23 protein-coding genes are annotated in these 26,389 nt (G+C 62.8%); 9 read left to right on the top strand and 14 right to left on the bottom strand.

Features of this window, described 5'->3' with window-relative positions; all coding sequences use genetic code 11:
- Positions 1–3: 3 nt before the first annotated feature.
- Both AC6I6S_RS02290 and AC6I6S_RS02285 read left to right on the top strand, forming a co-directional pair.
- A complete protein-coding gene (locus AC6I6S_RS02290; protein WP_497948109.1) occupies positions 4–963 on the top strand; it encodes a carbohydrate ABC transporter permease in 960 nt (319 codons plus the stop codon).
- A 5-nt stretch (positions 964–968) separates the two neighbouring features.
- A complete protein-coding gene (locus tag AC6I6S_RS02285) occupies positions 969–1,943 on the top strand; it encodes a carbohydrate ABC transporter permease (protein ID WP_497948108.1) in 975 nt (324 codons plus the stop codon).
- Between the two features lie 43 nt (positions 1,944–1,986).
- On the opposite strand, the gene AC6I6S_RS02280 is transcribed toward AC6I6S_RS02285, so the two are convergent.
- The 10 genes from AC6I6S_RS02280 to AC6I6S_RS02235 form a co-directional block, all read right to left on the bottom strand.
- A complete protein-coding gene (locus AC6I6S_RS02280; RefSeq protein ID WP_497948107.1) occupies positions 1,987–2,286 on the bottom strand; it encodes a hypothetical protein in 300 nt (99 codons plus the stop codon).
- Position 2,287: 1 nt separating this feature from the next.
- The gene (locus AC6I6S_RS02275) at positions 2,288–3,658 is read right to left on the bottom strand and encodes an ABC transporter substrate-binding protein (protein ID WP_497948106.1); all 1,371 of its coding nucleotides are present in this window, start codon (positions 3,656–3,658) and stop codon (positions 2,288–2,290) included.
- Between the two features lie 253 nt (positions 3,659–3,911).
- Entirely contained in the window at positions 3,912–5,159 is a 1,248-nt protein-coding gene (locus tag AC6I6S_RS02270) for a hypothetical protein (RefSeq protein ID WP_497948104.1), read from the bottom strand.
- Positions 5,160–5,791: 632 nt separating this feature from the next.
- Complete coding sequence (gene gvpH / locus AC6I6S_RS02265; protein WP_497948103.1) at positions 5,792–6,313, bottom strand: gas vesicle protein GvpH; 522 nt, start codon at positions 6,311–6,313, stop codon at positions 5,792–5,794.
- A gap of 244 nt (positions 6,314–6,557) precedes the next feature.
- On the bottom strand, positions 6,558–6,986 hold the full coding sequence (locus tag AC6I6S_RS02260) for a DUF7344 domain-containing protein (RefSeq protein WP_497948102.1): 429 nt from the start codon (positions 6,984–6,986) through the stop codon (positions 6,558–6,560).
- A 512-nt stretch (positions 6,987–7,498) separates the two neighbouring features.
- Positions 7,499–10,711, bottom strand: a complete 3,213-nt coding sequence (locus AC6I6S_RS02255; RefSeq protein WP_497948101.1) for a PAS domain S-box protein — start codon at positions 10,709–10,711, stop codon at positions 7,499–7,501.
- Between the two features lie 280 nt (positions 10,712–10,991).
- The gene (locus AC6I6S_RS02250) at positions 10,992–11,573 is read right to left on the bottom strand and encodes a DUF7110 family protein (protein ID WP_497948100.1); all 582 of its coding nucleotides are present in this window, start codon (positions 11,571–11,573) and stop codon (positions 10,992–10,994) included.
- Between the two features lie 110 nt (positions 11,574–11,683).
- Positions 11,684–12,028 (bottom strand): glutaredoxin family protein, encoded by a 345-nt coding sequence (locus AC6I6S_RS02245; protein ID WP_497948099.1) that lies wholly within the window; start codon positions 12,026–12,028, stop codon positions 11,684–11,686.
- 98 nt (positions 12,029–12,126) lie between these two features.
- Positions 12,127–12,774: a transcriptional regulator GfcR gene (gene gfcR, locus AC6I6S_RS02240; protein ID WP_497948098.1), complete on the bottom strand. Its 648-nt coding sequence runs from the start codon at positions 12,772–12,774 to the stop codon at positions 12,127–12,129.
- On the bottom strand, positions 12,771–13,838 hold the full coding sequence (locus AC6I6S_RS02235; protein ID WP_497948097.1) for a glucose 1-dehydrogenase: 1,068 nt from the start codon (positions 13,836–13,838) through the stop codon (positions 12,771–12,773). Before AC6I6S_RS02235 ends, gfcR begins: the two co-directional genes overlap by 4 nt.
- A gap of 128 nt (positions 13,839–13,966) precedes the next feature.
- Here AC6I6S_RS02235 and AC6I6S_RS02230 point away from each other — a divergent pair, with 128 nt between their 5' ends.
- The 3 genes from AC6I6S_RS02230 to AC6I6S_RS02220 all read left to right on the top strand — a co-directional run bounded on the left by AC6I6S_RS02230 (position 13,967) and on the right by AC6I6S_RS02220 (position 17,476).
- Positions 13,967–15,220, top strand: coding sequence for an HAD family hydrolase (locus tag AC6I6S_RS02230; protein ID WP_497948095.1), 1,254 nt, complete (start codon positions 13,967–13,969; stop codon positions 15,218–15,220).
- Between the two features lie 360 nt (positions 15,221–15,580).
- A complete protein-coding gene (locus AC6I6S_RS02225; RefSeq protein WP_497948094.1) occupies positions 15,581–16,258 on the top strand; it encodes a helix-turn-helix domain-containing protein in 678 nt (225 codons plus the stop codon).
- A 93-nt stretch (positions 16,259–16,351) separates the two neighbouring features.
- Positions 16,352–17,476 (top strand): acyl-CoA dehydrogenase family protein, encoded by a 1,125-nt coding sequence (locus tag AC6I6S_RS02220; protein ID WP_497948093.1) that lies wholly within the window; start codon positions 16,352–16,354, stop codon positions 17,474–17,476.
- Positions 17,477–17,523: 47 nt separating this feature from the next.
- Here the strand turns inward: AC6I6S_RS02220 and AC6I6S_RS02215 are convergent, their stop codons facing one another.
- Positions 17,524–20,451, bottom strand: a complete 2,928-nt coding sequence (locus tag AC6I6S_RS02215) for a PAS domain-containing protein (RefSeq protein WP_497948092.1) — start codon at positions 20,449–20,451, stop codon at positions 17,524–17,526.
- Between the two features lie 151 nt (positions 20,452–20,602).
- Between AC6I6S_RS02215 and AC6I6S_RS02210 the strand changes: the two genes are divergently transcribed.
- A complete protein-coding gene (locus AC6I6S_RS02210) occupies positions 20,603–21,142 on the top strand; it encodes an HAD family hydrolase (RefSeq protein WP_497948090.1) in 540 nt (179 codons plus the stop codon).
- A gap of 5 nt (positions 21,143–21,147) precedes the next feature.
- Here AC6I6S_RS02210 and AC6I6S_RS02205 read toward each other — a convergent pair whose 3' ends face one another.
- Entirely contained in the window at positions 21,148–21,381 is a 234-nt protein-coding gene (locus AC6I6S_RS02205) for a DUF5822 domain-containing protein (protein WP_497948089.1), read from the bottom strand.
- A 127-nt stretch (positions 21,382–21,508) separates the two neighbouring features.
- Here AC6I6S_RS02205 and panB point away from each other — a divergent pair, with 127 nt between their 5' ends.
- A complete protein-coding gene (panB, locus tag AC6I6S_RS02200; RefSeq protein WP_497948088.1) occupies positions 21,509–22,321 on the top strand; it encodes a 3-methyl-2-oxobutanoate hydroxymethyltransferase in 813 nt (270 codons plus the stop codon).
- A gap of 56 nt (positions 22,322–22,377) precedes the next feature.
- Here the strand turns inward: panB and AC6I6S_RS02195 are convergent, their stop codons facing one another.
- Positions 22,378–22,749 (bottom strand): DUF7344 domain-containing protein, encoded by a 372-nt coding sequence (locus AC6I6S_RS02195; protein ID WP_497948086.1) that lies wholly within the window; start codon positions 22,747–22,749, stop codon positions 22,378–22,380.
- Between the two features lie 167 nt (positions 22,750–22,916).
- Positions 22,917–23,693, bottom strand: a complete 777-nt coding sequence (locus AC6I6S_RS02190) for an alpha/beta fold hydrolase (protein ID WP_497948085.1) — start codon at positions 23,691–23,693, stop codon at positions 22,917–22,919.
- Positions 23,694–23,885: 192 nt separating this feature from the next.
- Between AC6I6S_RS02190 and AC6I6S_RS02185 the strand changes: the two genes are divergently transcribed.
- Together AC6I6S_RS02185 and AC6I6S_RS02180 are read left to right on the top strand one after the other, a co-directional pair.
- Positions 23,886–24,128, top strand: a complete 243-nt coding sequence (locus AC6I6S_RS02185; RefSeq protein WP_497948084.1) for a DUF7127 family protein — start codon at positions 23,886–23,888, stop codon at positions 24,126–24,128.
- Entirely contained in the window at positions 24,125–26,389 is a 2,265-nt protein-coding gene (locus AC6I6S_RS02180) for a CDC48 family AAA ATPase (RefSeq protein WP_497948082.1), read from the top strand. The genes AC6I6S_RS02185 and AC6I6S_RS02180 overlap by 4 nt, the downstream gene beginning before the upstream one ends.

The following is a 26,389-nucleotide window of genomic DNA, read 5'->3' as shown; positions in this document are numbered from 1 at the left end:
ACCATGAGCTTACGAGATCACGTCGACGCGTTCGCAACCGACCGCGACCTGAGCGTCGACCTGGATGTGGATCGTGATAAGGCGATCGCGCTGGCGGTGTTCCTGGTCCCGGGGTTGACCCTCTTTACGATATTCTCCGTCGCGCCGATCGTCTACTCGGCGGTCGGGAGCTTCTACTCCTGGGATACGTTCACGATAGAAAACTTCGTCGGCCTGGATAACTGGGTTCGGTCGCTCACTAACCCCCTAATCATCCACTGGTCGAACATGCAGGAGTTGCGATATCCGATGGGGGCGCTCACGCACAATCTTCTCTGGGTCGTGATTCACGTTCCTGTGAGCACGCTGCTCGGCCTCGCACTGGCGCTGTTGTTCGCTGACCTGAAGGGACGGCGAATTCTCCGTTCGATGGTGTTTGCGGGGTTCACCGTCCCGCCGATCGTTATCGGACTCGTTCTCATGTTCGTCTACGATCCCCAGGCCGGGATCTTCAACGAACTGCTCCGAGTGCTCGGGCAGGAACAGTGGGTCCGAAACTGGACGCAGTCGCCACAGGTAGCGATCTATGCGCTCATCGCGGGCGGGATCTGGGTTCACACCGGCTTCAGCATGTTGCTGTACAGCTCCGCGCTGTCGGCGATCGACCCCTCGCTGATCGAATCGGCCAAAGTCGACGGCGCCAACGCGTGGCGGCGGTTCTGGGACATCGTCTGGCCGCTGGTCAAACCCGTCACCGCCGTCGTCGTCATCATGGGCATCATCTGGGTGATGCGGATGTTCGACATCGTCTACGCGGCCGGCGGCGCTGCGGGCGGGCCGAACCACGCCTACTCCGTGCTGGGCATCGAGGTGTACCGGGCCGCGTTCCGGCCACAGATCGACTACGGGATGGCGATGGTCGTGGCGCTGATCCAGCTGTTCATCGTCGCCCCGCTCGCGTTATACATCGCTCGGATGGACTGATAGAGATGACCGATACCGACACACACGAAACGACTGGCACCGACGGCGGAGTCGAGACGGCGAGCCGGGACGACCGCTATCTGCGGCTCGAGGAGATCCCCGAGCGGGCACCGGCGCCGGAACGAACCTGGCGAGCACGGCTCGAGGAGGCCGTTCCCACGAAGCGACGAGCGCTCACCTACGTCGTCGCGATCACCGTTGCTGTTCTCTGGATCGTTCCCTTCATCGGCCTGTTCATGGCGTCGGTCCGGCCGCTCTCGGAGATCATCGGCGGCTGGTGGCACGTAGAGGGAATGACGCTCACGCTCGAGAACTACTACCAGGCATGGAACTACAGCACCGCTCCGCTGGGCCAGGCGCTGCTCAACACGTTCATCGTCACGATACCCGCCGTACTCGTCGTGATGCTGCTGGGCGTGATGGCGGCCTACCCGTTCGCGCGCTTTGAGTTCCCGCTGAAGTCGACGCTCTTCTTCCTGATCTTGCTGGTGATGGCCGCGCCACCCGAACTCGTGGCGATGGGCAACTACAACGCCCTCCGCGAGTTCGGCCTGTTCGACACGTACATGGGGCTGATACTGATCCACATCGGCTGGGGACTGGGCTGGGTCGTGCTCTTTCTCCGGAACTATCTGCTCGGCATTCCGGAGGAACTCGAGGAGGCCGCTCGTATCGACGGCGCCTCGCGCTACCAGATCTTCCGGACGATCATCCTGCCGCTGTCGACGCCCGCGCTGGTCTCGGTCGCGGTGATCCAGTTCACCTGGGTCTGGAACGCCTTCTTCTTCCCGCTGGTGTTCATGCGCTCGCCCGATCTCTACCTCGCGCCGCAGGTCCTCCCGCTGATGCGCGGACGCGTCCAGGTCGAGTGGGGGATGATCGCCGCCGGCTCGATACTAACCATGGCCGTCCCGGTGATCCTGTTCCTGCTGCTCGAGCGGTACTACAAGCAGGGAATGGTTGCCGCCGTCGCGGACTGAACCGTTTCGCCGAGCCGCCGTTCTCTCGTCGATCCGCCGACGATCACAGCGGCACCAGCCCCGCCCGCGTCGCCCACACGGCCGCTCCCATCACGATGACGTTCGTGATGAAAAATAGTCTCGAGGACATCCAGGCGAACGAGAGCAAGATCGCGACGGGAAGCGCCGCGATCACCGCCGGCCAGAGCCCCCGAACCAGAAGCGACGCGAAAAACGCCGTCGTGAATACGTACAGGACGTCGACGGCGACGGCGTTGATGCTGCTCCGGCGAATCTCCTGACCGACGATCACGAGCGACTCGAGGAGCCCCCGTCGGCCGCTCTCCTCGCCCACTTCGGCCACGTCAGGCCTCGTCCTCCTCCTCGGTATCCGCCGGTTCGTCCTCCTCGTCGGTGTCCGCCGGTTCCTCGTCCTCCGGTGGCTCGTCTTCGTCCGGCGCGTCCGCTGTGTCGTTTTCGGGGTCCGGGACCTCCTCTTCCTCCGCGATGGTTTCCTGTAACACGTCGTTTAGCGATTCGGTGATCGCCTCGACGTCCTGGTCCGGCTCCGCCCAGAGTCCGAGTAGCTGCGACCAGAACTCCGCCTGGAACGGGTCGCCGAGGGCGTCGTCGAGGTCCGGAACGAGTTCGACCTCGTCGGCTTCTTCGGTAATCTCGCGCATGATGTCGAGGTCGTAGGCGTCGTCCGGGACGTCCAGTGCCGTCGGGACGAAGCCCCCGCGTTCGGTCCAGACCTGTTGTGCGTCGGGTGCAATGATGGCCTCGACGGCGTCTCTTGCAGCCTCGACGTCGTCCCCGTAGGTGGGGACGGTGAACCAGTTGATGCTCGTCACCATCGCCTCCGCCCCCGGAAGCATGAAGTAATCCAGATCTTCCGGATCCTCTATCGCGGCGAACGTCGGCGTCCAGGAGCCCATGAAGTACAGCGGCGTTTCGTTCGCCCAGAAGAACTCATACTGGACCCCGAAGTCACGGACTTCGCTGAAGTAGCCCGCCTGCAGCAGTTCCTGGATCTCCTCGAAGGCGGTGACGACGCGGTCGTCGGTGAACTCAGCCTCGCCGTCGATGAGATCCGCCTGAAGCTGCGCGCCGTCGTCCTGTCGAAGGATGAACGCCTCCGTCACGTCGCTAAGGGGCCAGCCGGCGCCGTTACCGGATGCGAGCGGGGCCTCGACTCCCTCGATCTCGTCGATCTCGGCCAGCAGATTCAGGAACTCGTCGTAGGTCTCCGGCGGCTCGAGGCCGTGCTCGTCGAAGAACGACGGACGGTACCAGAACCCGGGTTTGATATCACCGCCGAAGGGGGCGGCGTACACCTCACCGCCGACTTCCACCGTTGCATGATCGGCGGTGTACTCGTCTTCGTTCCACAGATCGCCGACCGGTTCCAGGTGACCCGCTTCCGCGTCTCGCCTGACCCGCCCCTCCGTCGGAAACACGACGATGTCCGCGGTCGCGGCCCCCGCCTCGAAGTCCATCAGGGTCTGAGTCAGGAGGGTTTCGGTGTCCCGGAACGCGTAATTGATCTGCAGGTCGGTTTCTTCCTCCACGTGGTCGACAACTGCCAGGAAGTCCTCCTCTTCGTCCTCGGACCAGAGAGCGGTTACCGTTACCTCTTCTTCCTGTGCGGCCGCCAATCCGACCGCTCCGATGAGGGTTGCCCCGGTTGCTTGAAGTACTGTCCGCCGATCGAGTTGCCATGTCTCACCAGGCATACATGTCCCCACCACTGAGGGAATATTAATGATTTTTTCAAATATTTTGATACGGATAGCAACGAAGGATAAACGCTCTCGAGTTGATTGTAGTTGCTACAGGGTCGATACGGAAGGTCGGCAGAACGACGGCGGGGACCTGTTAGCAATCTCATCACCGTCTCCCGTCCACCTTCGGCACCCGTTTCAGATGCCGCTGTCGATACAGGGGCCGATACCGGATGCACGGACGAAAACGGTCGCGATCGGGCAGTTACCACAAGACGGCTGAAGGTGTATTCGTCTCGTTAGTCGCCTTCTTCGCTGTCTCGTTCTTCGGCGTCTCGTCTTTCTTTGACTCCTTTCTCTCAGGTTTCCTCTCTTCCTTTTCGGGCTTCTTCTCCCGTTCTTTCTTTTCCGGCTTCTTGCGCTCTTTCTTCGCCTTCTCAGGTTCCTTTTCACGCTTTTTCTTCTCGGGCTTCTTCTTGCGCTCTTTCTTCACCTTCTTCTCAGGTTCCTTTCCACGCTTTTTCTCCCGCTCTTTCTTCTCGGGCTTCTTCTTGCGCTCTTTCTTCACCTTCTTCTCTTTCTTTTCGGGTTTCTTCTTTTCCGGCTTCTTCCGCTCCTTTCTCACCTTCTCACGTTCCGTTCTCTCCGGTTTCTTCGCCTTCTTTTCCGGCCTCTTCTTCTCTTTCTTTTCGGGTTTCTTCTTTTCCGGCTTCTTCCGCTCCTTTCTCACCTTCTCACGTTCCGTTCTCTCCGGTTTCTTCGCCTTCTTTTCCGGCCTCTTCTTCTCTCCCCGGATGGTCACGTCTCGGTCGAGTTGTAGCGAGTATCGATCTGGATCGGCGAGATCCCCCGAGAGTACCTCCCATCGTTCGATCGAACCACAGTCACACTCCTCCGCGAAGTAGGCGTCGTCGTTGAACGCGGGCTCGAGCACGATCTCGAACGCCGCCTCGAGCGGCCAGAAGACGCCGCCGTCGGTTTCGCCGGACTCGTACATCCAGTCGATGGTGTGCGGATTGCCGTCTACAGTCCACCAGTCCTCTGAAACCTCGTCGCCGTCTTCGTCGAGCAGGTAATCGTCCATCACGATCCACTCTCCCGCCTCGGGAAGTCCGTCGACGGTGAACGAAACTGCCCCACCGTCGTCGCCGAACAGGTGACCGTGCACGACGACGAGGCTCAGCCCGTCGGGTCCGTCGTAGAGGAAGACCACACTCGTATTGTCCCGCTGGAGTTCGACCGTTCCCTCTGAGCTGTATGACGCTCCGTCCGATCCGAGTCCCCCGTCGAACTCGGATACGGGATACGCGTATCCGTAGAGGTCCTCGACCGGTTCGTCGCCGCGTACTGGATCGAACTCGAGGTATCGATCGTTCTGGTGGAGTTCGAAAGTCCAGATATCTTCTCCTTGTCTCGCCTGTGCTGTCGGTATTGTAGCACTTACCGCCCCAATAGCGAACAACTGAAGTAATGTTCGGCGTTTTATTACACGTGCGCCCATTAGCCCAATCACCGCAGATTCTAGGGCGCCCGATAAACATAAGCCGACACCGGCAATCGCAAGGACACGTAACTGACGGCACCCTCCGAGAACGGACGACAACCTCGGAATCGCTCACGGTCGAAGCGCGGGCTGCGGACGACGACGGTCGGTTACTACCGACCGAAGAACAGGTGAGAAGGGAGTTCCCGGCGACCAGCGAGCATCAAGACGGGAGACTCCGTGCACCTCCAGCCCTGAGAGACGCGTACACCGTCACCTCGATCCGTCGGTACCGGAACGCTCCTCTTTGCGCACACGGGTTCGATGTTGCTCACACCGTGTCCGGGCGTGGTCGAGGACGATGATCCATACCCGGTGGGGACCGTCAGCCGGAGATGGTACTTGTTTCTGTGGCGTTGGTGCCTACCATTGATGCGCCTCCTTTGGAAGTGTCAACAGGGATATGTGGATCTTGGGCTGCAGGCTCTCCTCTGTTTGCTACACAGTATACTCGGCCGGGCCGGGTAGTCTCGGCGCAACTGTTCACGAGCCTCGTCTGCTTACCGTGGTTCTTCGTTACATACGCGAATCCGTACTGGAAGTGGTTGTCGGAACTCGTACCACGCATCGATGAATCTGCCACCGCATATAAAATTTCGATACTACTTCCCCTGTATTCGGGGCCCGTCTGAACGCAGGCGAACCTCGAGAACACCGTTGTTAAACCAAACCGTGGTCGCTTCAGCCGATTTCCAGGGGAGGGGAACCCGCTTGAGGACGAGTTCGTCCAGACCGATAGCGAGCGTATTCGTTTTCGGATCGATGCCGACCGAAAGATCGTCGGTATTCGCTCCCGGAATATCAGCGGTGACGACGAACTCGTCGTCGTCGAACCGAGTATCGATCAGAAGGTCGTCCGGTGCGGCCCTCCGTACTCGTTTCGTCCGCTGGCGTTCGCGTGTGTCTTGGCTTTGCAGATCCACTGGTATCTCGTCGACGGCCGTTCGGTCCACCGGCTCGTCCGAGGGGGCCGGTAGATCGGTGACGGTCACCTCGATCAGACCGCCGAGTAGATCAGGAAACGAACGCACTCCCGCTTCCAGATGGAACCCACGCGATCCGTTTTCCTCGCCGGATTCTTCCAGTTTCGGGTCGTCTCGGTTGTCCGTGCGCCTATCACTCATGTCGGTTGTCCGTGTGCTTATTACTCATGTCCGTTCATCCCCAGGGGTGCGAGGCCACGCCCGCGATTCGTCCCATCTACTAACAGGTGGCACAGAATTACGACGCCGAACGTTGTCTGGGTGGGACCCTCGCCGTACCCTGTTCCTGAATCGTCTCTACGGGCCGCACCGAACGAAGACGATTCGACGGAGTTCAGAACCCGTGATGACGACCCGCTCGAAATATCTCGTGTATCGGGACAGTTCATCGGCACTCCGTTTCGGGTAATTCGATAGCTGCACAGTAGTCGAGAAACTGTTCGATGGAATCCGATGGATACCGGAAACACATGGATCCGTGCCGACGATCGTATCCGATTATCCCTGCGTCCTCGAGCTTCGGAAGGTGAACGTGATAGAGATCGGTTCGGACGTCCCTCTTCTTCCGTTCTTCCAGGCGTTCAGACGGAGCGTTGGTTTCCCAGGCTGCGATCTGGTCGAGTACCTCTTCGAATTCGGCTCGCTCTTCGTTCTGGAGGTAGTACAGCACGTATCGACGACGTTCGTTGGCTATTACCTCCACGAGTTCGCTTATCTGGGTTTCCTCCTGATCGGTCGGTCCCGGTTCCTCTTCCATCGGGTACTGGATATCCGTCCGAGTAGCAAAGCCCCTAGTCCTAAAGAAATCAGTCACCTCGTTTCACGACACGCAGCGGAGGTCACCGTCGTGAAACCATCGGAGGCGACTATTGAGGCGGGTATCTCGCCTCAATGGCGGTCACGTATCAGTTCCGGAGGAGATTGTCGCCCCCTCGCTCACCGATGGCTATCGTCTCACCGGTGATGGAACCCTACACGAATTGGGTGCCCCGAGAGCCGGTTTTCATCCCACAGTTCCGAACGAAACCCGCTACCTGACATCGATCTCGGGGCGGCGGTATCGGTGAGAGAACGAACACCGCGGTCGAAAGCGCTGCTTTAGAACGACCAGGCTATCGGTATCCGGTGCCGGTCGTCGACCGGCTTCCGTTCCTAACGTGATTAGGTTCCATTCACCCACTCTCCCCTCCCCTCGGTTGTGCCGGCGCGAGTAACCTACGTATATGAACCTCCCGCCCAACCGAAACGAGTGGTGCGCCCGGTCTTCTGGTGTTGGAGAATTTCTCTGATAACGGCAAACCAGTCGCAACAACGGTTGGAGGCGGACTATTCGGATATCCCGGTCAGAAACGTATCGACGAGTTTCTGCGTTCCTTCTCGAGTATGCTGGTGGAACGTGGCCGGTGCGACATCGAGTGAGTTTGCTACGTCTTCGCCGGAACTGTCTCTCGGCCACTCGAAGTATCCCGCGTAGTACGCAGTCTCGAGTGTCGTCCGCTGGCGTTCGGTGAGCAGTTCTTCGAGCGCCGTTCGGAATTGACGGTCCGTGTGAACTGACCGCTCCCGTTTCTGTTTGCTAACGAGGTCAGTCCGCTCGAACGTCGATTGGATGGCCTCGACGACGTTCCTGACGTCGGCTGTCTGTGAAAAGGCTGCGACGACCGTTCCCGCCCCTTCAGTGAACCTTGCAGTGTGGACGGTGCCGCCGTACTCGGCCAGAGACGTCGCCAGCGATTGATCACCGACGACGAATTCGATGAGAGCACCGGCCTCACGCTCGTCGTCCTCGGTGATGACGCGTACGTGCTTGATTTCGTGACTGTCATCGGCGAGGTCGATCACCCGTTCCGGTGAGATGCCGGTCACCGTGAAGTACTGAAGGTATGCCCCGTCGGATTGTGAGGTGATTCCTTCCATCTCGAATTCCGCGTCGAACTCGTCCGAGGCTCTCACGAAGAAGACGTCGGGGTCGCGGATATCGAACTCGAGTTCCGTGACTGTATCGGTGAGCAGTGCCTCTTTCCGTTCGACCGCGTTGATCGCGAGCCCGATCGTCTTGCCGAGTTCGAACAGAACGGCCTGTTCTCGGACGCTAAACGCGTTCGCCCGTGATGAGTACGCGACGAGGACGGCGTACACTGTCTCCTTGTATAGCAGCGGAATCACCGCTGCCGACGACTGGCCGTTCCCGAACGCGCCGTCGTCTCGAGGGGCGGCAACCGCCAGCTCTGGCGGAAGCGTACCGATATCGGGGATGAGCTGTATCTTGCCGGATTCGACCGCCATCGAGACCGCGTCGACCGCGTCGATAGCAAACGATTTACTGAACGGCTCGGTACCGAGGGCGTCACCGGTCTTCGGCGCGACGTCGCGGGTTCCGGTGTTGACGTCGCCAATCCAGGCCGCGTGATACAGTTTCGAGTCGGTGAGCGTTTCACAAACCTGGCTCTCGATCTCCTCGCGAGTGGCTGCCTGAACCAGCCCCTGGTTGACTCGTCGGATGACCGTATTGATCTGGTTGAGCGTTTCCAGTTCGTCGCGCTGACGTCCGAGTTCGAGTTGCTGCTCTTTCACTTCGGTGATGTTGTCGATAACACCGACGAACCGGTACACCTCGCCGTCGTCGTTCTGCAACGGAAACGCGAAGCTGTCGACCCACCGGATGGATCCGTCGGGCCGGACGACCCGATACTTCTCCTGGAATCTGATCGTGGCGTTGTCGCCTCGCGACGTCCGTGTCACCTCTTTCATCGCGGCTTCGACCCGGTGTTGATCCTGCGGGTGAACGGCATCAAGGTGGTTCATCAGGTTGTCGTAGACGGAATCGCGTGAGCGTCCAGTGATGTGCTCGTACGCGGGACTGATGTACAGGATCTCGCTCAGATCCGCGTCGGCCATCCAGATGGCGCTGTTGATGTTTTCGGCGATCTGGCGCAGTCGGGCCTCGCTCTCGCGCAGTCGCTTCTCGCGCTCCTTGCGATCGGAGATATCCGTCGCGATGACGACCGCTTTCTCGACGTTTCCCTCCGGGTTTTCGACCGGTGCGATGCTGAGAGCGGTCCAGACGCGCTTCCCGTCGGGACGTTCGAGCCTGAACTCGGTATTGAGGACGCGCTCACGGTCCTCGAACACCCGGCTCAGCAGATCCTCGGGCTGAACCTGCTGTCCGCTGACGCCGTAGAATCTGCGCTGAGAGACGTCGAGCGTCTGGTTGGTGATTTCCTCGATCGTCAGACCTAACAGCTCCTCGGCCTGGTCGTTGACTCGGGAGATGTCGCCGTCGGGGGTGATCACGCCGATCCCCACGGGACTCGTCTCGAGGAGGTGCTCGATGATGTCGCGCTCCTCGCGAATCACCTCCTCACGCTCCTTTCGGTCGGTGATATCGGTCGCGATGATGGCCGCCTTCTCGACGTCGTCGTCTTCGGAATCGGTCATCGGAGCGATGCTAATCGACGCCCAAATGCGGTCGCCGTCTGGCCGTTCGAGGGTGAACTCGGTGTCGATTACCTGCTCGCGATCGTCGAATACGCGACTCAACAGATCCGTCGGCGACACCTGTTTTCCCTCTGAATCGTACAGGTTCCGCTGAGAGGCGTCGAAGGTCTGGTTGGAGAGTTCCTCCATGGTTAACCCCAACAGCTCTTCGGCTCGATCGTTGACCCGGGAGATGTCGCCGTCGGGCGTGATCACGCCGATCCCTACGGGGCTCGTCTCGAGGACGTGTTCGATCAATCCCCGTTCCTGTCGGAGTTCCTCTGCGCGCTCCTTCCGATCGGAAACATCGCGAACGATGCCGACCGTCCCTCGTATCGATCTGCCTGAGCGGACAACGGTAATCTGTGCTTCGCAGGGAATCGTCCCGCCACTGGCGGTGTGCGCGGTGAACTCTACGGTCGCAACCTGTTCGTCCTCGTCGTCGAGGAGGCGCTCGATTGTATTCTGGAAATAGGAGATGTCGTTCTCGTCGACGACTACCGATGCGTGCTCCCCCAGTAGCTCGTCTCGCGAGTAGCCGAGTTGCTCGATGATGCTCTCGTTGACCATCTCGAAGCGTCCGTTGCGGTCCAGTTGATAGATACCGTACCCCGTTAGCCGGGTGATCGCGTTGTATCGGTCGATCCATCGATCGGGCGTCTCCCGGTCCTCTGCGTCGCGAATAAACACCGCAAAAAGTGTCCGACCATCGAGTTCGAACTCTCGAACATCGCCGTGGATGCGAACGTCGCTCCCGTCTGCGTGACGGACGAACACGTCCAGCTGGCCGCTCCCATCGCCGGTTGAGATGGCCGAGAAGTCGTCACCGATAACGAGCTCCTCGAGCGGCTCACCCGCGAGTTCGTCCGTCGTGTACCCGAGACGGGTTGTCATCGAGTCGCTGGCAAAGACGATGGTTCCATCGGCATCGGCGACGATGGTCTCGATCGGCGCGGTTTCGACTACGTTTCGAAAGAACGCCGGACTCCCTCCTTCGGAGCCGAGTTCGGAGGCGGCATCCCCGTTGGCCCCGACCCAATCAGTTGGAGGTGTGTTTGCCATGCCGTACAATAACTGGACGAAGAGTAAGAAGCATGACGGTACTAGTTGACTTCTTGTATTTACTCGGGGGATGGTAGGATACAAACGTTCGTCCGACAACCGATAGTTGCCACAGAAAGTCAGTACACAGCTGCTCGCGATGACTCGCCCGAAACCGGTGCAGAGCTGCCGGTTTCGGCATCGCTTGCGAGCAGCGTGTAACTCGTTTCAGTCGTTACTATAGGCGGGTCCGGATCTCACTGAGGAATCGAGTCGACTGGACCCTAACAACTGGCTACCATCAATCCGAGATGAACTTGTTGTCCCGCCAGTTGACGCCGGACTGGGAGGTCTGGCGGTCGCGCGGCCCCTCGACGACTTCGACATCCGCGGGGCGAGGTTCGCCGTCGACGATCCGGGTCGCCTCGAGATCCCCGTCGTGTTCGGAGATCGCCGTCAGGGTACCCTTCTCGGCCTCCTGGGCGATGTCACAGAGGACGAGGAACATCTCGTACTGGAGCAGGGAGTTCTGCAGGACGGTTTCGCGGTCGCCCTTGAACGCGGCGAACTCGACGAGTTCGGACTCGATCTCCTCTTCTTCCTCCTCGTCCCAGCGGAAGCTGTTCCGGCGCTCCTCCGGGTCCTCCTCGTACACCCGGTTTTCGGTGACGCTCGCCTTCAACTGGGCGGCCGGCGTGTACTTACTCACGGTTTCGTCCTCGGCAACCGCTTTCAGGATCAGCGTGTTGTTTCGTCGCGTGAGCTCGACGTCGGTGATTCCGTCGGGGTAGGTGGCACTGTCGATGTGCTCGCGGAGCTCTTCGAGGGGCAGTTCGAGTGTCGAGTGAAGTCGGTATACGTGTCTAGATTCCTCTGTGGGCATGGTGTGGAAGTGTGCGACGGTGTCGTTCTTGCCTGCTAATACGGCCGCGTGGCATATATGACCTGCTATTAAATGTTGACTCGGTTGGCTTGTATGAATGTTTGCCGGCCCTAACTCGAGGAGAATGTTGCCCCGAGCTCGCCTCGCTCGTCGAGTTCGGCGAGCACGTCGGAGCCGCCGACGAACTCCCCGTCGACGTAGGTCTGGGGTATCGTTTCCCAGCCGCTGTGTGACTCGAGCGCCGTCCGGTACTCGTCGAGCGACTCGAGGACGTCGACGGTTTCGTACTCGTCTCGGTGCTTGCCGATCAGTTCGAGGGCGCGCTGGGAGTAGCCACACTGGGGCATGAGTTCGGTTCCTTTCATGAACAGGACGACCTCGTTGTCCGCGAGCGCCGTTTCGACGATCTCGTCGACTTCCTCCTGCTCGAGGCTGCGGTCTGGCTGGAAGGTCATGCCTCCACGTACGAACGTCAGCGGCAAATCGCTTGCGCCATGAATCGGACAGCCAGCGTCGGCTGGTCGGATCGCCAGCGCAGCCGAACGCGACCGCTTCACTCCTCCTTGCCGACGCTGATGACCTGCAACAGCGAGTAGACGGGGACGCCCTCGAGCTCTTCGACGCCCTGTTTGTCCGCCAGCACGACGCACGCCAGCGGTTCGCCGCCCTTCGCTCGAACGGCCTCGATCGTCTCGCGCATCGTCGTGCCGCTCGTGACGGTGTCGTCGACGATGTAACACTCCCGGTTGCGGATACCCGCGAAGTTCCGCGAGAAGGTGCCACCGAGCTCCTCGATGTCGCCTTCCTCCCACTGGTGCTTTGCGGGGGTGTAGGTGCCGAGATCCGTCTCGAGTTCGCGGGCGACGAGGGTCGCGATCGGTCCGCCGGCCTTCTCGATCCCGATGGTGAGGTCCACGTCTTCGCCGTGTTTCGCGAGCAGGTCGGCCATCGCCGAGGCGACCGCTCCCATTCGCTTGCTGTCCCGCCCGATCGCCGACCAGTCGACGTGGATATCCTGTGGACCGCCCGCACCGCCCGCCGGTGGCTGTCGATCGGTCGGCTCGGCTGCGGCGCCGCTCCGCTCGACGAGCCAGCTCGCCGTTTCCCGGGAAACGTTCAGTTCGTCGGCGATCTCTCCCTTCGAGAGTCCCCGCTCTGCGAGCTCCGCCGCGCCCTCGATCAGATCGTCTACGTTCTTCATATGCGGTCGAATTCGACCGCCGTTTTTATAGTCGTATCGTCCCGCGCAAACGCTCGTTCGAACGACTCGAGGTCGTAAACGCCTGTCACGAGGTCGTCGGTGACCCACGAAGGAAGCTGTGCGAGGGTATCGACGGCCGCCTCGAAGTGGCCGTGGTGGGAGTTGACGCTGCCGACGAGCGCCTTATTGTGGAGGACGAACTCCCGGTGGAGACGACCGCCGTCCACCTCGAACGTCCAGTCGCCGGGAACGCCGAGGAGGGCGCCAACGCCGTTGGGTGCGAGTGCGTCGATCGTTTCGAAGGCGTGTTTCGCGTACCCCGTCGCCTCGTAGACGAGGTCCATCCCTTCGTGAACCTCGGCGACCTCCGAAACGGGGGTTTCTCGGGAATCGACGTACGTCGCCCCCAGCTCCTCGATGAGGTCGATCGTCGGGTCGGGACGATCGCGCCGACCCAGACAGTAGGTACGCTCGAAGCCGAGCGTTTCCTGGCACATGGCGACCGTCAGCAGCCCCAGCGAACCGTTGCCCAGCACGAGCGCCGACTCGGGCCGCCAGTCGAACGCCGATCGGGACGCGGCGGCGTGCTCGACGGCCTTCTCCGTAATGCTGATCGGCTCGACGAGAAAACCCAGCGTCGCTAACTCGCGGGGGACCGGGACCAGATACGCCGCGGGGCTCGTGACGTACTCGGCCATGAAGCCGTGGGCGCCGGCGATGCCGCGTTCGGTGTACTCACCCTCCGGTGCCATGTCCGGATAGCCCGACTCGAAGTACTCGTTCGTCCCGTTGGGCGGGCGGCGGACGGTCGGCACGACGACCGCGCCCTCTTCGAGTTCGGTTCCGTTCGCATCCTCCACCACGCCGACGGCCTCGTGGCCGAGCACGAGGTGATCCTCGCCTTCGGGGACACCGCCGTGGCTGCCCTCGATCACCTCGTGGTCGGTGCCGTCGACGCCGACCCGGAGGATTCTGACGAGCGCCTCTCCCGGTTCCGGTTCGGGAACCGGCTTCTCGAGGAGCGTCGGTTCGCCGACTCCGGGCTCGACTGCGATCGCTTTCATAGCCGGCGGTTGGCGCCGCAGCGATAAAAGTTTATTCTCTTTCGAGTAAAGAATGGATATCGGCGGCTTCCGCGACGGGGCCACGACTATCGGAAACGGTTAACAGCCCTCCCCTGCCATCATCCCACATGGAACGATACGACCTCGTCTACCGGCTGTACGACGAGTTCGACACCGACACGCTGCGGGAGTACCAGGAGTTCGTCGACATCTTCCCCGCGGTCGACTCGAGAGTCGCCCTCGAGCACTGGCAGGAGGCCAGCGAGGAACTCGAGGCTCGCAAGGACGAGATCCGGCGGGAGTTCGCCGCCGGCGAGACGTTCGCGGAAGTCGCTGCGCGGGCGACGCGCGAACAGGCGTTTACCGCGCTCGACCTCGAGTCGAAGTACGGCCGGCCGGTGAACGTTCTCGTGCTCGACGTCGACGAGACGCTTCGATCGGCGGGGGGCACCGACAACGAGATTCCCCGCGAGACGCTCCACGTCCTCACCGAGTTTCACGAGCAGGGTGTCCCGATCGTCATCTGTACGGGCCAGACCCTGGAGAACGTGAAGGGGTTCGCGATCCAGGGACTGGGCAGCGAGGTCGTCCACTCGGGAGAGCTATCGATCGTCTACGAAGCCGGGACGGGGGTGTTCACGCCGGGTCACGGTGCCGACACCAAACAGCTCCTGTACGAGGACCTGGACGAGGAGATCCGAGACGTCTTCGACGACGTTCGCGGTCGCGTTCTCACGGAGGCACCCGAGGACCTCCGTCGCGGCTGTCACCTCCAGGGAAACGAGTTCAACGTGACGATGAAACCCAACTACGAGACCGGTTCCACCCGCGCCCGCGAGGTGATCGACGAGTCGCTCGTCTACCTGCTCGACCTGCTGGCGGACGCCGTGGGCACCGTCGTCGATCCGCTCGAGGAAACCGACCGGACGGTTCCCGAGCTGACTCGTGTGTTCTACGCCGCCCGGGATCCCGAGATCCGTAGCGTTCTCGAGCAGGAAGGGGCGTATCCGGATCTCGACGGGGCGACGATGCCGTCGGCGCTCGAAGCCGTCCTCGAGCGGATCGACGTCGCCTACTACGAGGCCGATGCGGCGGAGATCGGCAGCCTCGAGTTGAACAAGGTCGTCGGGGTCGAGAGAGCGTTCGACGTGCTCGACGTGGCGGAGCCCTTTTCGCTGGTCATGGGCGACTCGAAAAGCGATCTGCGCGTGATGCGGTGGGTCGCCGAGAACGACGCGGGAATCGCCGCCGCCCCCGAACACGCCTCGCGGGACACCCTCGATCACGTTATCCGGTCGGACGAACTCGTCTTCGACCGCGGAAAGAGCGTCGACGTCCTCCAGACGGTGTACGCGCTGAACCGCTTTGCCCGATTGAACTGAGCCGTCGACTCGCACGTCGGCGGGGAGCGATCCGAACGGAGATCATCCGTTACAAGCTCCGAGACTCTCGGTATTCCCGTACTTTCCCGTCGATTGCTGGCACCCTACTTAAATAACTGGAAGACACAAGCCAGCAGACCAACCGACGGGCTGTTGTATTCCGACCACAGCCGATCCGAGCGATAGCTCGCTCCGTTGGGACGCCAATTTTCGCGTGCTTTCGCGGGCTTCCCTCGACGACCCCATCACACGGCGGGATCGACTGGCATCTATGATGGATACATCTGCACGATCCGAGATCCGTATCGGTCGAATCGTCCGCCAACCGGGTCGAGCTGCCGGAACACCGAGTGATCCGCGATGACGACCGTCGCGGAGATCGCATTACCGACCGAGGAGTTCGCCCTGTCGACAACCTTTCGAGAGCACCCCGAACTCGAGTTGCGCGTCAAGAGCGTCGTCGGCGAGGGACCGCTCCAGGCGATGCCGCTGGTCTGGCTCTCGAACGTCGACCAGGAATCGATCGAGTCCGCCCTCGCAGACGACCCCACCGTCGACGAGTTCGTCCGCCTACTCGAGGACCCAAGCGCCGAGGAGTGGCTCTACCGGATCGAGTACAGCGACACCGTTAGCGGCGTCTGTAACGGCGTGTTCGAGAACGAGGGAACGATCCTCGACGCTCAGGTGTCAGACGGCGGCTGGACGCTTCGGCTGCTGTTCCCCGAGCGTGAGATGCTCTCAGCGGCCGTTTCGGCGATCGAAGAGCAGGGCGTCTCCGTAGATATTCGACGGATGGTCGAAGCCGGGAGAAACGCCGACCTCGAGGCGACCGCCGCGCTCACCGACCCGCAGGAGGAGGCCATCGCCGAGGCCTACCGTCAGGGCTACTACGACGTGCCCCGCGAGATCTCCCTCGAGGACCTCGCGGGCGAACTCGACATCTCCCACCAGGCGCTCTCCGAGCGCCTGCGCCGGGCGAACAAGGTGCTCGCCAGCGAGCAGATGGACGACGCCGACGGCGAGACGGCGAGTCACTGACGCTGTCGCCGGCTGGCGCGATGTCGCTTCGCTCGGTTGCGGGTGGCGCGCCAAGTGGGGAGATTTTTGCCACTACCCCTCCCAGCCCCTTACATGGAGCTTACCGACGAGCAGGCGGCGATCCGTGACGTCGTCAGAACGTTCGCGACGGAGGAGATCCGACCGACAGCGATGGAGGCCGACCGCACCGAGGAGTTTCCCGAGGAGGTCTGGGACGGCCTCGCCGAACTGGATCTGACGAGTCTCACGGTTCCGGAGGAGTACGGCGGCTACGACGCCGATCCGGTCACCTACAGCGTCGTCAACGAGGAGGTCGCCTACGGGATGTTGGGGGTCGCCACCGCGCTCTCGGTTCACTGTCTCGCGACCTCGTGTATCGCCGAGTTCGGCAGCGACGAACAGAAGGAGCGCTGGCTCCCCGATATGGCCGAGGGACGCCCCGTGGGTGCGTTCGCCCTCTCGGAACCCCACGCCGGCTCGAACCCGGCGGAGATGAGCACCGAAGCCAGACTCGAGGGTGAGGAGTACGTGATCAACGGCGAGAAGCAGTGGATCACCAACGGCCAGCGCGCGGGCGTGATCGTCCTGTTCGCGAAGACCGACCGACAGGATCCCTCGACCATCACCCAGTTCGTCGTCCCCGCCGACGCCGACGGGCTCACCGTCGGGGAGAAAGAGGACAAACTCGGTCTGCGCGCGAGCGACACGACCGCGCTGACGTTCGACGACGTTCGCATCCCCGAAGAGTACCGGCTAACGGAGGAAGGAAAGGGGCTCTCCGCCGCCCTCCACATCCTCACCGGCGGTCGGATCGGGATCGCCTCCCAGTCGGTCGGCCTCGCACAATGTGCCCTCGACGAGGCGCTCGCCTACAGCCAGGAACGCGAGCAGTTCGGGGGGCCGATCGCCGACATCCAGACCATCCGGCACAAACTCGCCGAGATGGCGACCCGAACCGAGGCGGCCCGACAGCTCACCCGGTACGCCGCCCGACGGCGGGCCGACGGCGACGGCTCCCTCGAGGCGAGCATGGCGAAGTATCTCGCCAGCGAGGCGGCCATGCACGTCACCAACGAGGCGGTCCAGATCCACGGCGGCTACGGCTACGTCACCGAAGGGGAGGTCGAACGCCTCTACCGGGACGCGAAGATCACCGAGATCTACGAGGGAACGACGGAGATTCAGAAGAAGGTGATCGCTCGACACCTGCTGGGCTGACGACGACCGATCGAACCGCTCAGCGTGGCCGACCGCTCCGACTCCGATTACTCTTCGGCGGGCGTCGAAACTCCGCGAATCTCGAAGCGTGCACCGCCGTCCTCGCTCTCGGTCACCGAAACGCTCCAGCCGTGGGCGTCGACGATGTCCTGCACGACTGCGAGGCCGATCCCCGTCCCGCTTCCGGAGGTGTAGCCGTACTCGAACACGTCGGAGTGGTTTTCGGGTGGAATTCCAGGCCCCGTATCCTCGACGTAAAACCCATCCTCGAGGGCGCCGACGCCGACCGTGACGTCGTCCCCGCCGTAGGTTATGGCGTTGCGAAACAGGTTTTCCAGGGCCGACTGCAGCTGTTTCGCATCGGCGATCACCGGCCCGTCGACGTCGACCCGGAGCGATCCGTCCGCCGTTTCGACGTTCTCCCAGGCGGCCACGGTGACCGCGTGTAGTGAGACGGCCTCCTGGTCGGAGACCGTCCGGCCCTCGAGTGCCGTCGTTAGCAGGTTATCGATGATCGTCTCCATCCGGTCGAGCGCCTGGTCTACCTGGTCGAAATCCTCGGCGTTCCCCCCGTCCCGGGCCATATTCAGGTATACCTGCGCGATGCCCAGTGGGTTTCGCAGACCGTGGGAGACGACGCTCGCGAACTTCTCGAGTTTCTGCTCGCGCTCCTTTCGTTCGGTGATATCCTGGGCCATCGCCATCCCGGCAAATGACTCGCCGCTCTCGTCGGAGACCGCCGTCGTGTGGACGACCCACTGGCGACCCTCGTACTCGACCTCGACCGACTGGGGCTCCCCCTCGAGGGCCTTCTGGTAGGCCGGCCCGAGCACGTCGGCTAGCTCACCGAACGCGTCCCGTACCCGCCGCCCCTCGAGATCGCTCGCGTCGTACTCGAGGTTCTCGAACGCCCGGCCGGCGGCGAGCGTGTACTCGAGGTCCTCGTCGTACAGCATTACGAGCCCGTTCGGGAACTGCTCGGCCAGGGTTCGGTACCGCCGCTCGGATTCTCTGAGTTGGCGCTCGCGTTCGATGCGGTCGGTGACGTCGCGGAAGTAGACCGAGACGCCGGTCTCTGAGGGGTAGATGTTGGCCTCGACCCAGAAGTCGAGGGATTCGAAGTAGAGTTCGTAGTCGGTCTGCTCCTGGGTGTCAATCGCCGTCTGGAAGCTGTTCCAGACGGCTTCGTTGTCGGCAGCCTCAGGGAAGACGTCCCAGAGGCGCTCCCCGAGGAGTTCCTCTTCGGTGTGCTGGAGGAGCATCTCGGCCCGATCGTTGACGTGAACGAACCGGAACTCGCGATCGAGGGCGTAAAAGGCGTCCGACACGCGGCCGAAGATCTCGCTCAGTTCCGTCTCGAGTTCGCGTTCGTGCTCCTTGAGCACGGTGATATCCTCGGCGGCGGTGATGACCCGATCGAGTTCGTCGTCGGCGTCGAACAGGGGCGCGGCGTTCACGGAGAGCCACGTCCGTTCGCCGTTCGGTCGCTCGAGCCCGAACTCCTCGTCGATCACTCGCTCGCCGGTTTCACAGACGCGCTCCCACGGTCGCTGGTCGGGCGAGAGGGGCTCGCCGTCCGCGTCGAATACCGTCCAGTCGTTCAGATCATCCGGTTGCTCGGCGATCTCGCGCTCGCTCAGCCCGAGTAGCTCCCGGGCGCGTCTGTTCGTCGTCAGTAGCTCCCCGTCGGCATCCCGAACCGACATCGCGATCGGCGACGTCTCCAGAATCTGTTGAATCTGGTCGCGCTCGCGTCGAAGCTGTTGCTCGTACTCCCGGCGCTCGGTCAGGTCGCGAGTGACCTTGGCGAACCCCTCGAGGGCCCCATCCTTGCCACGGATGGCGGTAATGACGACGTTCGCCCAGAACTCCGTGCCGTCCTTTCGGACGCGCCACCCCTCGTCCTCGACGTGGCCCGACCGCGCGGCGGTCGCGAGGTTACGCGTCGGAACCCCCGCATCGGTTTCCTCGGCCGTGTAGAACGTCGAGAAGTGTTCACCGATGATCTCCTCGGCGTCGTAGCCTTTGATCTGGCGCGCCCCCTCGTTCCAGGTGGCGATGGTGCCATCGGGTTCGAGCATGAATATCGCGTACTCGTTGACCGCGTCGATCAGCGAGGCGAACTGCTGTTCGTGCTCGTGCAGGCGCTGTTCGGATCGCTTTCGGGCAGTGACGTCGTAGTAGAGTTCGATCCGACCGCCAGCGTACTGGCCGGACTCGATCGGTTTACTTCGGTGCTCGAGCCACCGACCGTTCCCGTCGCCGGACCGGAAACGACACTCGAATCGTTCGGCGTAACTGTTGTCCTCGTACGTCGCGAGAACGGTGTCGACGAAGGAGTCGGGGTCGTCGACGACGGTTCGGATCTCCTCTTCGAGGAGCCGACGCTTGTTGCGCCCCAGCACGTCGGCACGCTCGAGGTTGAAGTAGGTCGCGGCGGTCTCGTTGATCCACGCGACCTCGAAGTCAGCGTCGAGAACGAAGACGCCCACGTCCGCCTCGTCGAGGACGCTCGTGATCGCATCGGTCGGTTCCGTCGGGTCCCAGCCCGTCGTCGTCGGTGGTCGCTCACCGAAATTCCGGACGACGCCGATGGCACCCTGGACCGTTCCATCGGCCACGAGCGGATTGTACCGTAGCTCGCAGCCGACCGCTCCCGCCTCAGTCAGCAGCGTTGCCGGAGACGCGCGAAGTCCGTCCGGAGACGGCTCCCGGGTCGAGCGCGCGACGTCCTCGAGTAGAGCCGTCGTCTCGCCGTCGAACAGCGTCGACGCATGCGTGCCGAGGAGATCGCCGCGTGCGTACCCCGCCTGTTCGAGCAGAACGTCGTTGACCGCCACGAACCGGGCGTCGACGTCGAGCTGAAAGACGCCGTCACTTACCGTGCTGGCGAGCGTCAGAAACTGCGGTGTTGTCCCCTCACCGCCCCTATCCGACGTCGTAGACGACCCCACACCGTTGGGTCGATCTTTCATCACGAGGCGATTGTTTCCCGGAGAAAATAAAGTCTGAGGAAAACGTCGTCCAACATATGTGTTTCTCGTCTCGTTCTCGAGAGCTGCCTCTTCCCGTTTGGCCGCAAGATGCACCGAAGTCTTAATTCCGCGGTTGTGCGTACCCACAGTCGTGACAGAGTACGACGCAGTCGTCTACGATCTGGACGGAACCCTCGTCGATCTGGACGTCGACTGGACCGCCGTTGCGATCGACGTTCTCGAACTGTACGCGAGCGCCGGCGAAACGCCACCGAGCGAGGATCTGTGGGAGCTGCTCGCAGCCTCGAGCGAGGCCGGCGTGAGCGACGCCGTCGAGGAGGCAATCGCCGCCCACGAGCGAGAGGGTGCCCGAACGTCGACGCGGCTCGCCCACGCTGACGAGGCCACAGCGCGGTCGATACCGGTCGGCGTCTGTTCGCTCAACTGCGAGGAGGCCTGCCAAATCGCCCTCGAGAAACACGATCTGCTCGACGCCGTCGACGCCATCGTCGGGCGGGACACCGTCGCGACACGAAAGCCGGATCCCGAACCCTTGCTCGCGACGGCTCGAGAGCTCTCTGTCTCAGCCGAACGAACGCTGTTTATCGGCGACTCGACGCGTGACGAGCGGACCGCCGAACGGGCGGGGACGGCCTTCGAGTACGTAGGTGACGGCCCCTCGAGTTACTAGCGGTACTACCCCTGAACCCGTTTCGCGTAGGCGAAGACCGCCAGCGCGACCAGGATCCAGACGACGGCGCCGACGCGGATCGCGAACTCCGCTCGCGCACCCCACGTCGACAGCTCCGCGGTCGTCGAGAGCAACGCGACCACCGGCGCGCCGACCACGATCGTAATCACGAACGTGGTCTGCATCACCCAGCCGTAGTCGACCCCCTCAGGCGACGTCGATTCGACGGGTTCTGGCACGAGCGTCGATCACGGTGGCGTCGTATTAAGCCCGCCGTTTGCCGCCGTCGCGACGGGGCGCTTGCGAGCGGCGGCGGTGGCGACCACAAGCGGTGCTGTTTACTAATCCGGACCGAATGCTACGGATATGCCTACCGTTCGGGACGTGCGCGCGAAGGCGGGGGAGGAACCGATTACGATGCTGACGGCGTACGACGCGCCGACGGCGGCGATCGTCGACGAGGCCGGAACCGACATCATCCTCGTCGGCGACAGCGTCGGCAACACGACGCTCGGCTACGAGACGACCGTCCCCGTCACGGTCGATGATACGGCACGACACGTCGGCGCCGTCGCTCGTGCGACCGAAGACGCCCTCGTCGTTGCGGACATGCCGTTCCTCTCGTTCGGCGTCGACGAGGCGCAGAGCCTCGAGAACGCCGGCCGAATGCTCAAAGAGGAGGGCGCCCAGGCGGTCAAACTCGAGAGCGGCCCCCACACCGTCGAGATCACCGAGAAGATGGTCCAGCTCGGCATCCCGGTGATGGCCCACCTCGGACTCACGCCCCAGCACGTCAATCAGTACGGCGGCTTCCCCCGCCAGGGAACCGACGAGGAGTCGGCCACACGCATCCTCGAGCTGGCGCGCGACCACGAGGACGCCGGAGCGTTCTCGCTCGTCCTCGAACACGTTCCCTCGAACGTGGCCGCCCAGGTGACCGAGGCGCTCGAGATTCCGACGATCGGGATCGGCGCCGGACCCGACTGCGACGGGCAGGTGCTCGTCTTCCACGACGCCGTGGGGCTCAGCGAGTGGAGCCCCTCGTTCTCCAAACAGTTCGGGAACGTTCGCGCGGAGATGGAGTCGGCCGTCGAAGAGTACGTTTCGGCCGTCGAAGGGCGGGAGTTCCCGGGCGAGGCACACAGCCACGAGGAAGCCGATCTGGAAGATATCTACTGACGCGTAGGGGCGGGCGAAACCCCTCTCGAGCGCGTTCGTTCTCGGCGCGATACGTACTACGTCGGTCGCTCCCTCTCGTCCGTCGACGGATGGTACTGATCTGCTAGCGGACGGATGGCGTACAACAGCCGTTCGACGGTCCCGTCCGGATAGTACCGGACCGTCTCGCTGTGGGCGTCCCACTCGATCAACCCCGCGTCCTCGAGCCGCGGCAGGTGTTCGTAGTAGAGCTGTCTTCCGACCTGCTGGGAACCGTGGCTGGCCGCTTCCGACTGTGGGCGGGTTTTCGTGAGGTGGGTGACGAGTTCGTCGATCGTCGCCGTCTCGTTCGCGGACTCCGCGAAGTACAGGATGAGCTGTCTTCGATGGTGGTGCGCGATGAGCAGCAGTAGCGTATCGAGGGACTGGGGATGAAGTTTCGAACTCATTCTTGGAATTCCCCACTCGATAGCGTCGGATAACGAATGTGTGTACGTTCACCGCTGGACGCATAAGCACCCCCGTTCACCCGACTACTCACACGTCTCGTTTCAGTACGATACCTGCGAGATGCCCCGACCTTCGAACGACCGGTTTGGGCCGCGCCGGCCGGTGGTTACGTCTCGAGCGAGTCGAGAAACGCGGTGACTGCGTGGTTGAACGCTTCGGGTCGCTCGAGCATCGCCAGATGGGCGGCGTTTCCGATCTCGTAGAACGCGGCATCATCGATCTCGGCGGCGAGGATCTCGTGGAACCACGGAGGGGTGAGCTGGTCGTACTCGCCACAGACCGCGAGGACGGGGACGTCGATCTCACCCAGGCGCTCGCGGACGTCGAACTCGTGGCAGGTGTGAAAGTCCCGGCTAGTGACGGCTCGATCACACTCGCGCATCGCGTCGATCGAGAGCGCGCGCAGTTCGGGATCGGGGTCGTGGAAGAACCGATTCTCGGCGTGGAGAAACTCGACCGCGCGGTCGAAGTCGTCGTCGAGCCACTCGAGGAGGTCCTGAAGGACGCCGAGGCGCGCCCCCGTTCCGGTGAGCACAGCCGCCTCGGGCTCGAACTCCCGCTCGAGGAGAATGTGAAGCACGACGGCCCCGCCGAGTGAGTTGCCGACGAGCACGCGCGAGTCGGTTTCGCGGGCAACCGCGAGAACGTCGTCCGCGTACGCCGACAGTGCAGTGTATCCGGGATCCGCGTCGATATCCTCGGAGTCACCGTGACCGCTGAGATCGAGTGCGGTGACGGGTCGTCGACCCGAGAGGCGACGCTGTGACTTCCAGACTGCCCGCGAACCGCCGCTGCCGTGGACGAAACAACAACCGATTCCGTCGCCGCCTCGATCGGAGTGGTCGTACGCGATCTCCCGCCCGAGGTTCACAACCCGTTCCATACCGGAGAGAGGTCGGATTCGCGTATAAAGCCCGGAGTTACGTTCCACGCCGTGGCGTCGCCCGAAACGGAGTTCGGGGGTCGGTCATCGGCGTGAACCACGGACAAGCTGTTTTGCCGTACCGTACTCCCTTCTCCGGGTTTACAGGCGAAAGATATATATTATAGTATAGCTTACCTTGGGTTAGTTATAATGACTCTCGAACAACTCGCCCGCGACGATGGGCATCTGGTACGCCAGTACACGTACGACGACGAAACCGTACTCGCGATCGACTTCGGTGGCATCGAGGCCTCCGTCGACGTCCTCGAGGGGACGGTGATCGTGGTCAGTGACGACGAACAGTACGAGTTCGACCTTCCCGAACACGCGACTGACGCGAACACGCTTATCAAAAACGGCGTGCTCACTATCGAGATGGAGGCAGACGAATGAGACTCACCGTTAAACCACTCAAACAGAAGGACGCAGGGCGCGGTCTCGCCGCGATCGACCGCGCGTCGATGCGCGAACTCGACCTCGAGAACGGGGACTACATCCTCATCGAAGGCAAGGGCGAGGCGCAAACCGTCGCCCGTGTCTGGCCCGGCTACCCCGAGGACGACGGGCGAAACGTCGTTCGGATCGACGGCCGCCTGCGCCAGGAGGCTAACGTCGGTATCGACGACAGGGTCACGATCGAAGCGGCGGACGTCTCCGCCGCGTCGTCGGTGACCGTCGCGCTGCCACAGAACCTCCGGATCCGTGGCGACATCGGCCCGCTCGTCCGCGACAAGCTGAGCGGTCAGGCCGTCACCGAGGGACAGACGGTGCCGTTCTCGCTGTCGTTCGGCCCGATGGCGAGTTCGGGGCAGTCCGTGCCGCTGAAGATCGCGAGCACGCAGCCGAGCGGGATGGTCGTCATCACGGATTCGACGAGCATCGAGATCTCCGAGACGCCAGCCGAGCAGATCTCCGAAGGTGGCGGCCGCTCCGCCGAGGGCGTTCCGAACGTCACCTACGAGGACATCGGCGGCCTCGACAACGAACTCGATCAGGTTCGGGAGATGATCGAACTGCCGATGCGCCACCCCGAGCTGTTCCAGCAGTTAGGAATCGAGCCGCCAAAGGGCGTCCTGCTGCACGGGCCGCCGGGCACCGGGAAGACGCTGATGGCCAAGGCCGTCGCCAACGAGATCGATGCCTACTTCGAGACCATCTCCGGCCCGGAGATCATGTCGAAGTACTACGGCGAGAGCGAAGAGCAGCTTCGCGAGGTCTTCGAGGAGGCAGAGGAGAACGCCCCCGCGATCGTCTTCATCGACGAAATCGACTCCATCGCGGCGAAACGCGAGGACGCCGGCGGCGACGTCGAACGCCGCGTCGTCGCCCAGCTCCTCTCGCTGATGGACGGCCTCGAGGAGCGCGGCCGCGTCACGGTCATCGCCGCGACCAACCGCGTCGATGCCATCGACCCCGCGCTTCGCCGGGGTGGTCGGTTCGACCGCGAGATCGAGATCGGCGTCCCGGACAAGGAGGGTCGTAAGGAGATCCTGCAGGTCCACACCCGCGGGATGCCGCTGTCGGACTCCGTGGATCTCGACCAGTACTCCGAGAACACCCACGGCTTCGTCGGCGCCGACCTAGAGAGCCTGACCAAGGAGGCGGCGATGAACGCCCTCCGTCGTATCCGCCCGGAACTCGACCTCGAGTCCGAGGAGATCGACGCGGACGTCCTCGAGTCGCTCCGGGTCACCGAGCGTGACTTCAAGGAGGCGCTCAAGGGCATCCAGCCCTCCGCGCTCCGCGAGGTGTTCGTCGAGGTGCCGGACGTCACCTGGGAGGACGTCGGCGGCCTCTCGAACACCAAAGAACGGCTCCGCGAGACGATCCAGTGGCCGCTGGATTACCCCGAGGTGTTCCAGGCGATGGACATGCAGGCCGCCAAGGGCGTTCTCATGTTCGGGCCGCCGGGCACCGGGAAGACCCTGCTCGCGAAGGCGGTCGCCAACGAGGCCCAGTCGAACTTCATCTCGATCAAGGGCCCCGAACTGCTGAACAAGTACGTCGGCGAGTCCGAGAAGGGCGTCCGCGAGGTCTTCGAGAAGGCCCGGTCGAACGCCCCGACCGTGATCTTCTTCGACGAGATCGACTCGATCGCGACCGAGCGCGGCCAGCGCACCGGCGATTCCGGCGTCGGCGAACGCGTCGTCTCCCAGCTGCTGACCGAACTCGACGGCCTCGAGGAACTCGAGGACGTCGTCGTGATCGCCACGACCAACCGCCCGGACCTGATCGACTCGGCGCTGTTGCGCCCGGGACGGCTCGACCGTCACGTCCACGTGCCCGTTCCCGAGGAGGACGGCCGCCGGAAGATCTTCGAGGTCCACACGCGGGACAAGCCGCTCGCGGAAGCGGTCGACCTCGACGAACTCGCGGCCCGCACCGAGGGCTACGTCGGCGCCGACATCGAGGCGGTCTGTCGCGAGGCCTCGATGGCCGCCACGCGGGAGTTCATCCAGTCGGTCTCTCCCGAGGAGATGGCCGACACGGTCGGGAACGTCCGGATCAGCATGGACCACTTCGAGCACGCGCTCGACGAGGTCCAGCCGAGCGTGACCCCCGAGACGCGCGAGCGCTACGAGGAGATCGAAGAGCAGTTCCAGACCTCCGAGCCGGAGACCAGGGAGGGAGAAGTCGGCCGGACCTTCCAGTAG

The sequence above is a fragment of the Natrononativus sp. DTA114 genome, assembly GCF_059736515.1.
The sequence above is the reverse complement of the archived record's forward strand: the minus strand, read 5'-3'. Positions and strand labels throughout refer to the sequence as shown.